We start from the raw sequence: 11,972 nt of genomic DNA, 5'->3' as shown, positions 1-11,972 counted from the left end.
ATTTTCAATGGCAACTACAAAGAATTTTAAAGCAACTTTTAAATAGAAAATTCAAAGCAGAGTGAGATTTGAAAATAGATGGTTGTAGCAATACTACCCATATTTTTACATGTGTTTCGTCGCTTGCTCCATCTTGCCAGAAAGGCCTGAAAGCATAAGGAAAAATGCCCGCTACCTTCATTAAAGCAGCGGGCATTTTCTATCGCAAAGCTAAACTGTCAGGCGTGTTACTTGCTCCTGAAAATAAGCTCCTTCATTTTCTGCAATTTCGGATACACGACAGGCACGGTCAACATGGTGCTGGCGATGGCCATCAACAGCAAGGCGGTAAAAGTCTCGCTGGTGATGATGTTTTTATCCAGCAAAATGTTGACGAAGATAATCATGATCAGGGCCTTGGTCTGCAATAACCAGCCTATGATGGAAGCCTCGCCCTTTTCCCATTTCAGTATCTTGCCTGCCACCTGTATGCCTATCAGCTTACCGGCAACCGAAGCGACCAATAACACACCTGCGGCAACAAACACGGCAACACCACCCATGGCCCAGTTGGTACGCAAGCCTGTGCTCAGGAAAAACACCGGCATGATGGCCAGCAGCACATGATGGCGCATCAAGTCCATTTTTTCCTGGTTAAACCAGTGTGCATCCATGACTGCCCCGGCCAGGAAAGCGCCCACCATATAGTGCAGACCAGCCCAGTCCGCGGCAAAACTGCAGGCAGCCAGCCAGATCAGCCCCACGTACCAGCGATCACGCTCTTGCAACCAGACCATGAGCTTGCGGAACAAATAGGTAGTGATGGCAAATAACAACAGAAAACCAACTTGCCGCCCTACCCGGGTCCAGTCCAGCAAGATAATCGCCAGCACGCCCCAGATGGCAATATCGTCCAGGCTGGCATAACGCAGGATGCGCTGACCTATGGGCTGGCGCAAAATCTCCAGCTTTTCCATCAACAATATCAGGATAGGCAAGGCAGTTACCGCACACGCCATGCCCACCCCGAGTACAAATTGCCAGCTCATGGCCTTGGGTCCCATCCAACCATCCATGGTCAGCAAACCCATGCCGGCAACACAACCAAACAGCAAAGGCATGCCCAGTGCCAGGCCTGCGGTAATGGTACTTTCACGCCGGTGTTCCCAGGCCTTCTTCAAGTCCAGTTCTATTCCGGCAACCATGACAAAAATCATCACCGCCCACCATGCAATACCATTCAACGACTGTATCACCTGGGGATTAAACACAAATTTATAGTAATCCGGAAAAATGGCGCCCAACACGCCAGGCCCCAGCAAGATACCAGTGATAATCTGCACTACGACCAGTGGGGCATAATAGTCGGTTTTTCCTACCCGCCAGATCAGGTAGGGCAAGGTAAAAATCACAAACATCGCGATCAAGAAAATCTCGGTGGTGCTCATCCCTGTATGCATAATTTTGATTGGATTTAGGTTTATATTTTTATGCACCGCCTTTTCTGGCGGCGTCTCCCCGCACCTGTATTGCTTAACTTCTGGCCGCGCAATACTGGGCAATATAGGCAGCATGATCCGGCATGATGGCCACACATTTCTGCACTACTTCACGCACACTCTCGAGATAGTCGATCGTATCCGCTTCGGTCTGTAAATCTACCAGAGGATTGGTATTTTCAGGGACTAAATTTTGTCCTTCAAACACCTGCAACCAGCCCACCTCGGCAAACAATTCATTGTCAATGCGCAGCAAGCGGCCGGTAGCACGGAACAAATCTATTTTGTGCTGCAGACTGTCTGGCACCTGCATGCTGGCACAGTCTTTCCAGAAGTCGGAATCCTCACGCTGATTGAGCTTGTAGTGCAAAATCACGAAGTCACGGATACGTTCATATTCAAGGCGCGACTGGCGATTGTATTCCGCAATATCAACCGCATTGAAACCCTGATTAGGAAAGAAATCGATGAGACGCGCAATCGCCGACTGTATCAGATGAATACTGGTCGATTCCAATGGCTCCAGAAACCCGCCGGCAAGTCCTATCGCTACCACATTCTTGTTCCAGGCCTTGTTACGCATGCCGGTCTTGAACCTGATCACGCGCGGATCGGCCAAGGGCTTGCCATCAAGATTGTCCAGCAAAACCGATGTTGCCTCATCATCACTGACGTACTTGCTGCAATACACATGGCCATTGCCTGTACGATGCTGCAAGGGTATGCGCCATTGCCAGCCTGCACGGTGCGCCGTCGCGCGGGTATAGGGTAAAAATTCTGCTGCCGATTCACAGGGAACTGCCTGCGCCCGGTCGCATGGCAGCCAATGTGACCAGTCTTCATAACCTGTCTGCAAGGTCTGTTCTATCAGCAAACCGCGAAAGCCAGAACAATCAATAAACAGATCACCGCTGATGCGCTGACCATTTTCCAGCGTGACGGCATCGACAAAACCATCAGCTTCACGCTGACTGACTGAAACAATCTTGCCCTCGGTACGAACGACACCGCGCGACTCGGCAACTTTACGCAAGTAACGCGCATACAGGCTGGCATCAAAATGGTAGGCGTGAGCGATCTGGTTAAGCGGTGAATTCGGTACATCATGCCGCGCCGGCATGAACTTGTTTGCTCTGGCAGCCATGCGCGTGATTGAATATGCGGCCAGCTCATCCGCCTTGCCCTGCTTGCGCATTTTTTGCCAGTACTGGTCAAAACGCACGGTTCCCAGGTCCTGGCCTATGGTGCCAAAACCATGCATGTAGCGATCACCCGGCTTGCCCCAGTTGACAAATTCTATGGCCAGCTTGAAACTGCCCTGGGTTTCTCGCAGGAACTCATTTTCATCAATGCCAACCACCTGGTTGAATCTTTGTATCATCGGTATGGTTGCCTCACCGACACCGACAATACCAATTTCATCCGACTCCACGACATGAATCCGGTATTGCCCCTGCAATACCGTTGCCAGTGCAGTCGCCGTCATCCAGCCTGCCGTACCACCACCAACCACTACAATATTTTTTATATTTGTATTCTGCATTTTTGTCCCCTGCAACACCTGAAAAACAAATCCCCTGCATAAAAGAAAGCGACCAAGCCTGGAGGCGACACGCATTTGAATACGAATTCAAATGAATGACATCTCAGGCTTGGTCGGCAGTTTTTAAAACATAAGCGCTGTCGGCATTATGCTGACAGCGGCTTGTTTGCAATCCGGTTCAGAACTTATAGTTCACACCGAATAAATAAGTCCTGCCGTACACAATCTTGTCAGTGATCACACTGGGGTCAGTGTTGTACTGCTGGAACGGTGCATTGTTCCAGTTATTTGCCTGCGCCAGCACCGACAAGCCTTTCAGCCAGCCAGTCTGGAATTCATACGACATTTGCAGATCGACTATCGTTTCCCCCTTGATAAAAGTCAGTTGCTGATTATCCTGGAAGTCGCTGATCTGTCCCAGGAAGTCGGAACGCTTGCGACCTGCGATAGCAATCTGGAAGCCATTTTTTTCATAATACAGGCGCAGATTGCTGACACGTTTGGACAAACCCGGCAAAGGAATATTGGCGGCACTGATATTCGTGGTGCCAAACCCAATTGCCGGCAGGGTGATCTGGCTGGAGGTGTCCGAATGATTCACCATCACGCCAAAACCGTCAAGCACAGGTGTGATCAGCGAGAAAGGAATATTCAATGCAATTTCAAACCCGGAAATACTGCCACCCGTGCCATTTTGCGGTGTAGTCAACAAGCCCATGGTGGAACCCTTGTACGGGCCACTCAAAGGTAAAGGTGTATTGGCGCTGACGAAAGGTTTAAAGTCAAATGAACGAGGTGCGCGGTAGATATAAGTATCAAGCTGCTTATAGAAACCGGCAACGCTGAAATAGCCTTTCTTGCCGAAATATTTTTCATATGACAGGTCAAAAGCTTTTGCACTGAAAGGCTTTAACTCTGCATTGCCGCCACTACCTGTCAGGATAGGATAAGGACCGCCGTTATTAACGCCAAATTCCTGGCTGGCGCGCAGGTCATCCATATTCGCACGCGACAAGACCTTGGCCATACCCAAACGCAGGAATTGTTCTTTACCCAGGTCAAACGACACATTCAGGCTGGGCAGGAAATCAGAATACGATTTGCCGCCACTGACGGTTGTAAAGGGGCAGGTGGCAGCGGTAATGCCGGTACACTTCGCCAGATCAACCTGGTTGCCGGTAGAGTTTTGATTGGTATGAATGAATTGTCCACCAAAATTGCCACGGTAATTAAAGCCCATCAATTGGCCGTCCAGGTCACCCATGGCATAGGCTGTCGTGACTTTTTCACTCACGGACCAGTCTTTTGCCAGCACCGAAGCATCCACCCAGCGCGCCAGTTCGTAAATCGAACCCAGAGAATTATCCGGATCGAAAGAGACGATAGGCAAACCCACTGTGCCAGCTGTTGCGACAGCACTGCCAGGCACTGCTGCGGATGCATAGCCGCCACCACCTTTGACGACCAGGCGACCTTCCTGACCCGTGCGTGCCTTGTCGCGATCAGTGTAATTGAAGCCAAACTGTGCCGCCACGACAGGACCGAAGTTCAGGTCACGTTTTGCGATCAAACGTATGCTGCTGACTTTGTCGTTAATATCCGGCAGGGCGACATAACCGGCTTGCGGCGTGTTCGGGCCACCGCCCCAACCATCAACGTCTGTCAGTTTGGCGACATTGCGGTCAGCATAGTTCAGGCTCGTGGTGTACTTGACGTCAGCAAAGTTACTGCCATTAAAACCGGTGTACGAAATCGAACCCAGAGAAGCTGCATCACCGGGCTGGCCGGCTGTGGTTTCATAGCGTTTGCTGTGCTTGACTGCCTTGGAATAGGACAGATCGGCAATCGCCGTCCATTCATCCAGTTTCAGTTCATTGTTCCAGCCTATCGATGTCAGCTTGTCGTCGGCGCTTTCCTTATGATTGCGTACTACGCCTTTATAGTTGCTGAAAGTACCAGCTGTGGCAACACCGTTCACGATGGTGGCATTGCTCAGCACGCCATCCGGGTCATAGCCACCGGCAGAACCGGCAATTGCACCTTCCAGACCGGTTTTCTTCAAACTGGTGGAACCGGCGGAATAAAATACATCGACCGCAGATTTAAAGTTTTTATTTGGCTTGTATTGCAAGGTCAGCGAAGCACCATCGCGGTTGTTTTTACTGACTTCGGTATCGGATTTAAAGCCACCAGGTGCGGCAACCTTGGCACCGTTATAGTCTACCAAAGGCGCATAACCACCCCAGGAATCAAATTTTTGCTGGCCGCCGCCATCTTCCTTGAACTTGGTCAGCCCCAGTGACAAACCGATGGTACGGTCGGCAAACTGATCCACATAAGAGAATGATGCGCGATCGCCTGTGCCCTCTTCGGAGCCTGATTGCACACCTGAGCGTTGCTTGCGATAGCTTGCCGCCAAAACACGTTTGCCAAAGTCCAGCGGCTTGAGTGTATTCAGATCAATGGTAGCGGCCAGACCCTGACCAACCAGAGCTGCATCCGGTGTTTTATAGATCAGCACAGAACCCATGAGTTCTGCCGGAAACAGATCAAATTCCGGGCTGCGCGCATTGCCGGTAGATGCCTGTTCACGACCGTTCAGCAAGGAACCGTTGAAACTGGGCGAGAGACCACGCACACTGACATCAGCCGCCTTGCCCGACGAACGGCTACGCTGCGCCGTGACGCCAGGCAAACGGGCAATCGATTCGGCCACACTGGCATCTGGCAATTTGCCGATGTCTTCTGCGGAAATGGCTTCAACGATGGAATTGGAATTTTTCTTGATGGAAATTGCCTCTTCAATACCCTTGCGGATACCCGTGACCACGACGGTGTTGTCTACCGCCTCTTGCGCTGACGCGATGTCAGTCAAACCAAAAATCAACACTGCACATCCGGCCGCAACCGGACTCAACTTAAAAGAAAAACGATGCAGAGCTCCGCCCTGCTGACGCTTTTGCGTAGCATGTTTCATGTAATGTCCCCTCACACTTTTATATATGACCTGCACTCTTCGAGCTGCCAGACAGAAACCCAACATTCCGGCCCAGCAATCAGAACCCAACGTTCCGAAATGGATTCTGTACTAAAACTAGATTCAATGTCAAACGAAGACTACAAAAAACTACAAGGAAAATACACAAACCAATATAGATTCATATGAGGAAAGGCTCTAATTGCGCCTGAACATGTTGCGAATGCCCCACAAAGCAGCAAAGTTTAATATGTAGTTAGACTACTTTATGTAATTGGACTACTTACTTTTTTAATGTATACGTCCTAAAGCCCGTATTTATTTGGTGTGAACTTGCCCATCGCACGTAAATGCGTGAAAAGCACCGGGGGCCGGTATTGAAGAAGAAATAAGGAAGAAGAAATAAGGAAGAAGAAATAAGGAAGAAGAAATAAGGAAGAAGAAATAAGGAAGAAGAAATAAGGAAGGAGATATAAGGAAGGAGAAACAAGGCGAAATTACCTGTGGAGTGCAATATGCGAAACCACGGCCAGATCAGCAACAGTGATAAGCCGACACACCCGATCAGGGTGCGGAAACATTCTTAAGCGCTTGAAAAGTACCTGGCAGTTTTATTCTGCACCAAGCTGCTGACGCCGCCAGATGGCGCCGTACACACGCAAAAGAGCGAATGGCAATAAAAACCAGAAGCAGACATTCGCAATCACGCTTACCTGTGTGAAACTGAAGTGGTAATAATTGTCGTTGGCATCTACATACACCGCCACGTAAGGCAGGCCGGCAAACCAGCCCGGGCCCATACTGTTCGGATAGGGAAACAGCATCCAGAACGTTGCCAGGCTGGAAATCAGTCCCAGCAGCAGGCCCGCACCCAGGGTAGAAAAAACCAGCTTCTTCCAGTTCTTTGGTGTCGCACCCGATCTGGCAAAGCGCCAGATGCCAACAAAACCCCAGACACTGACCAGCATCAACAGCGTGGCAGCAATAACAATAAAGATCAACATGACATGCCTGGAAATATGAACGGAAATACTGCCAACATACCTGAAGGCCGGGCTGACTGCAATGCCCCGGTTTATCAAGGTCCCGCTTAAAACCCGTCAAAGTTCTGCGCCGATCTTCTGCGCACTTTCCACCTGAACACCGTCGTGACAAACAGTCAATTTACCCTGAGATCAGTCACAGCGATCAAATTCCCCATGGGTGCTATGTTATATTCGACGGGGATACTCATCGAAAAACACAACAAGGGTAAGAATAATGAAAAAAAACCAGATGCAACACGTCTTCACCAGCCTGTTTTGCAGCAGCCTGCTGCTTGTTTCTGCTACTGCAGTTGCCGAGGAAAAAGTAGCTGCAAAACAACTGATCGCCATCAAGGCAGGCCGTTTGATTGATGTTGAAAATGCTAGAGTCTTGCGTGATCAACTGATCATGATTGATGGCGAACGCATTGCCGCCATTAGTCCTTTAGCGACGACCAGCATACCGGTCAATGCCACGGTGATAGATTTGTCGAAAGCGACTGTACTTCCCGGCCTGATTGATGCGCACACCCACCTGACCAGCAATCCACGCCAGCACGGCTATAGTTCGCTAGGCACATCCAATGTCAGGGCCGCACTATATGGTGTCAGGGCAGCACGCGACACCCTGAATGCCGGCTTTACCACCGTACGCGATGTCGGCTCTGAAGGTTTTGCCGATGTCGCCTTGCGCGATGCCATCAATGATAGTGACTTCCCCGGTCCACGGGTGCTTGCATCCGGTTATGCATTAGGCATCAAGGGTGGCCATTGCGACAATAATTTATTGCCGCCAGAATACAATGACGTTGGCAAGGGCGTTGCAGACGGCCCCTGGGCAGCGCGCAGCAAGGTCAGGGAAATGGCCAAGTATGGTGCCGACCAGATCAAGATTTGTGCTACCGGCGGAGTCTTGTCCAAGGGTGACGCCGCCGGCGCACAGCAATATACGCTGGAGGAAATGCAGGCTATCGTACAGGAAGCACACAAGCTGGGGCGCAAGGTGGCGGCCCATGCCCACGGCGCCAGCGGCATCAGCGATGCCATTCGCGCCGGGGTAGATTCGGTCGAACACAGCAGCCTGATCGATGCCGAAGGCATACAACTGGCGAAACAGCATGGCACCTGGCTGGTGATGGATATCTATAATGATGACTATATTCTGGGCGAAGGTGAGAAAGCTGGTTTCTTGCCAGAGTCACTGGAAAAAGAAAGGGAAATAGGCCAGAAGCAGCGTGACAACTTCCGCGCTGCCCTGCTCGGTGGTGCACGCATGGCCTTTGGTTCCGATGCAGGCGTCTACCCGCATGGTGACAATGCCAAACAATTTTATTATATGGTCAAATATGGCATGACACCCATGCAGGCGATACAGGCAGCCACCATCAATGCAGCCGATCTGCTGGGACTAAAAGAAAAAATCGGCAGTATCAAGGCAGGTAAATTTGCGGACCTGATCGCGGTAGAAGCCGATCCGCTGGCGGATGTCACCGTCCTCACCAAGGTGTCTTTTGTCATGAAAAACGGCAGCATCTACAAAACAGCAACAAAATAAGAATTCAAACAATTCAAACAATTCAAACAATTCAAACATATGAGGGCATCACGCCCTCAACCACTCCGGAAAGCAGCAATGAGTCACAAATTAAGCATAGATGAATACGACGCCCTTGAGCAATTAAGCAAGTTACCACGCCAGAGCAAACCAGGCGTCTGCATCAGTCGCAATGCCAAGCGCCTGTGCGGTATCAAGCTGATGGCATACCGCAAGGACGGCACACTGGAACTGACTGAAAACGGCCGTCAAACCCTGTTCATCAAGCAATGCATAGATGGTCTGCGCGCCATCGCCAATGACCCCGACACAGCCCTGCCCGGCCCGGTCGCCACCTTCCTCGGCAAAAAAGCACATGTGGAAGTGGATGCAGATACTGGCAAGCTGCTCATCACACAACGTGGACGTGAATGCCTGGCAGATATTGATGCACAAATGCAGTCCAGCAAATAAACACGTCGCCATCCATTCCGGACCAGTGCATCCTGTGCCTCCGGATGGCCAGATAGCTGGATAGCAGAATGATCAGACGACAAGTAAATCATACAAAATCTCTTTAACGACTCTGCCTGCTTGCCAACAAGCAGGCACTTTTTATAAATAAGGACTAACAATGACTATCGACTTCAAAGGCCGTGTTGCCATCGTGACTGGTGCAGGTGGTGGACTTGGGCGTGAACATGCGCTGGCGCTGGCGGCACGCGGTGCCAAAGTGGTCGTCAACGACCTCGGCGGTGCGCGTGACGGTTCAGGTGGCTCGTCTGCCGCTGCCCTGGCAGTGGTGGAAGAAATCCGTGCAGCAGGTGGCGAAGCCATCGCCAATGGCGCATCGGTCACCGACTTTGAGGCTGTACAGGCGATGGTAGCTGACACCATGGCACAATGGGGTCGTGTCGATATCCTGATCAATAATGCAGGTATCCTGCGCGACAAGAGCTTTGCCAAAATGGATATCGCCGATTTCAAACTGGTACTGGACGTGCATCTGATGGGAGCCGTGCATTGCTGCAAAGCAGTCTGGCCCATCATGACTGAACAAAAGTATGGTCGCATCGTGATGACGACTTCGTCGTCCGGCCTGTACGGCAACTTCGGCCAGTCGAATTACGGCGCTGCCAAACTGGCGCTGGTCGGCCTGATGCAGACTCTGGCGCTGGAGGGCGCCAAGTATGACATCCGCGTCAATAGCCTGGCACCAACCGCAGCCACCCGCATGACAGAAGCCTTGTTCCCGGAAGAAATCCTGAAAGCCCTGCAACCATCCGATATCGTTCCGGCGATGTTGGTGCTGGCGTCTGAACAGGCGCCGACTCGCGCTATTCTGTGCGCTGGCGCTGGCAGCTTTGAAGCAGCCCATATCACCATGACTCAGGGTGTATGGGTAGGCAGGGGCGGCGATGCCCCTGAACAACTGGCAGCCCGCCTGAGCGAAGTCAGGCAGCGCGACGCAGAAACCGTGCCGGAAAGTGGAGCGGCACAAGGTCATCTGGAGCTGAGCAAGGCCATGAGCCAGCTCAAGGCCTGAGCCAAAACCGGGCATCGGCCGTTATCGGGGTGCCCGGTTACAATTTAGGGACAAGCCAGAGTATCCGCGAATTCAGCAATCCCATGCCTGTCGGGTATGACTATCCAAAGATACTCCCCCATTTTCTTGTGAAAATAGAAAAAAATATAGATCCGGAGCCAAGCACTTGCTGACGCTGCCCGCAGTCTGTGCCAAACTATCGGCATGACACTTACAGAATTAAAATACATCGTTGCGGTTGCCCGGCAAAAGCACTTTGGCCATGCGGCTGAAGCCTGCTTTGTTGCGCAACCAACGCTGTCCGTCGCCATCAAAAAACTCGAAGATGAATTGGGCGTCACCATCTTTGAACGCGGTGGCACGGAAGTCTCGACTACGCCACTGGGCGCGCAGATTGTCGCCCAGGCCGAACGCGTGCTGGAACAAACTGCTGCCATCAAAGAAATTGCCAAGCAAAACAAGGATCCGCTGGCTGGTCCTTTCCGTCTTGGCGTCATCTACACCATCGGCCCTTACCTGCTACCCACGCTGGTCAAAACCATGATACAGCAGGTGCCGCAGATGCCACTGGTATTGCAGGAGAACTTTACCGTCAAACTGATGGAATTGCTGCGCCAGGGTGAACTGGATGCAGCCATCGTCGCCCTGCCCATACCCGACCACGGTATGGTGGTGCAGGCACTGTATGACGAACCATTCGTGGTCGCCATGCCCAAAGACCATGCATGGGCAGAACGCAGCGAAGTATCCGCCGAAGAACTCAAGTCAGAAACCATGCTCTTGCTGGGAAATGGTCACTGTTTCCGCGATCAGGTGCTTGAAGTCTGCCCTGAGATGTCACGTTTTTCTACCACCGGTGATGGCATCGCCAGAACCTTTGAAGGATCTTCACTGGAAACCATACGTCATATGGTGGCTTCCGGCATAGGCATTACAGTATTACCTATGGCTTCGGTGCCTGACATGGATGCACGTGACGGTATGTTGCGTTATCTTCCATTCACGGCACCAGCACCTGACCGCCGCGTGGTGATAGCCTGGCGCAAGAGCTTTACCCGCCAGGCTGCCATTGAGGCCATACGCCAGGCCGTACTGGCTTGTGATTTGCCCGGCGTCACCATGCTCGATGAAGCGCCCAGTGGCCAGTAACACGTAATAATTCTATTACCCCTTGTTGTTAAAGACGATGTTGATGATGGATGCTATCGCCACCGCGCGCCTGCAATTGCGGGTACTTTTGCCGGAACAGGCCACATTGCTGCAGCAGTATCTACTGAACAATCGCGAGCATCTGGCCCCCTGGGAGCCGGCTCGTGATACGGCTTTCTTTTCGCTGGAAAAATGCGAAGAACGCCTGCTGGCCAGTACACGCTTGATGGAAGCCGGGCTGGCAGTGCATTTTGCGGTATGCCAGGGTCAGGAAATGATAGGCATCTGCAATTTCAGCAATATCGTGCGCGGTGCCTTCCAGGCCTGCCACCTTGGCTATGCCATAGGTGAAAAACAGCAGGGACAAGGATACATGTTTGAAGCGGTACAGGCCGGCATCCGGTATATGTTCGATGCACATAATCTGCACCGCGTCATGGCCAATTACGTGCCGGAAAACCAGCGCAGCGCTGCCCTGCTCACTCGACTGGGTTTTGAAAAAGAAGGCTACGCCAAGTCCTACCTGAAAATCAATGGTGTCTGGCGTGACCATGTATTGACCGCCCTGGTCAATACCGCAGAACAAACCTGAGCTGCCTGGGCAGACACGCAGCCCGTAGCCCGCATCCCGCAACCCGCAACCCGCAACACATTGCCATTTTATTCATTATTGCCATGGCTTAGGTATAGTTCCGTATATACTGCGGTCTTTTGCGAAAC

9 protein-coding genes are annotated in these 11,972 nt (G+C 51.6%); 5 read left to right on the top strand and 4 right to left on the bottom strand.

Annotation, left to right across the window (positions count from 1 at the left end; genetic code table 11):
• Positions 1-227: 227 nt before the first annotated feature.
• From ACO0LK_RS02335 to ACO0LK_RS02320, 4 genes are all read right to left on the bottom strand, one after another.
• Entirely contained in the window at positions 228-1,427 is a 1,200-nt protein-coding gene (locus ACO0LK_RS02335) for a cation:proton antiporter (RefSeq protein WP_408058855.1), read from the bottom strand.
• Between the two features lie 85 nt (positions 1,428-1,512).
• Positions 1,513-3,021, bottom strand: coding sequence for a tryptophan halogenase family protein (locus ACO0LK_RS02330; protein WP_422971783.1), 1,509 nt, complete (start codon positions 3,019-3,021; stop codon positions 1,513-1,515).
• Positions 3,022-3,199: 178 nt separating this feature from the next.
• Positions 3,200-5,998 carry a TonB-dependent receptor gene (locus ACO0LK_RS02325; protein ID WP_422971781.1) on the bottom strand — a complete coding sequence of 933 codons (2,799 nt, stop codon included), beginning with the start codon at positions 5,996-5,998 and terminating at the stop codon, positions 3,200-3,202.
• A 611-nt stretch (positions 5,999-6,609) separates the two neighbouring features.
• The gene (locus ACO0LK_RS02320; RefSeq protein WP_422971779.1) at positions 6,610-7,002 is read right to left on the bottom strand and encodes a hypothetical protein; all 393 of its coding nucleotides are present in this window, start codon (positions 7,000-7,002) and stop codon (positions 6,610-6,612) included.
• A 256-nt stretch (positions 7,003-7,258) separates the two neighbouring features.
• On the opposite strand from ACO0LK_RS02320, the gene ACO0LK_RS02315 reads away from it, so the two are divergent.
• The 5 genes from ACO0LK_RS02315 (at position 7,259) to rimJ (ending at position 11,844) form a co-directional block, all read left to right on the top strand.
• Positions 7,259-8,578, top strand: a complete 1,320-nt coding sequence (locus tag ACO0LK_RS02315; RefSeq protein ID WP_422971777.1) for an amidohydrolase family protein — start codon at positions 7,259-7,261, stop codon at positions 8,576-8,578.
• Between the two features lie 78 nt (positions 8,579-8,656).
• A complete protein-coding gene (locus tag ACO0LK_RS02310; protein WP_422971775.1) occupies positions 8,657-9,031 on the top strand; it encodes a hypothetical protein in 375 nt (124 codons plus the stop codon).
• A 160-nt stretch (positions 9,032-9,191) separates the two neighbouring features.
• Positions 9,192-10,103, top strand: a complete 912-nt coding sequence (locus ACO0LK_RS02305) for an SDR family NAD(P)-dependent oxidoreductase (RefSeq protein ID WP_422971773.1) — start codon at positions 9,192-9,194, stop codon at positions 10,101-10,103.
• Between the two features lie 204 nt (positions 10,104-10,307).
• Positions 10,308-11,252 carry a hydrogen peroxide-inducible genes activator gene (locus ACO0LK_RS02300; RefSeq protein ID WP_422971771.1) on the top strand — a complete coding sequence of 315 codons (945 nt, stop codon included), beginning with the start codon at positions 10,308-10,310 and terminating at the stop codon, positions 11,250-11,252.
• Positions 11,253-11,295: 43 nt separating this feature from the next.
• Positions 11,296-11,844, top strand: a complete 549-nt coding sequence (rimJ, locus tag ACO0LK_RS02295) for a ribosomal protein S5-alanine N-acetyltransferase (RefSeq protein WP_422971769.1) — start codon at positions 11,296-11,298, stop codon at positions 11,842-11,844.
• Positions 11,845-11,972 lie beyond the last annotated feature (128 nt).

This window comes from Undibacterium sp. Ji49W, assembly GCF_049340205.1.
GTDB lineage: Bacteria > Pseudomonadota > Gammaproteobacteria > Burkholderiales > Burkholderiaceae_D > Undibacterium.
The sequence above is the reverse complement of the archived record's forward strand: the minus strand, read 5'-3'. Positions and strand labels throughout refer to the sequence as shown.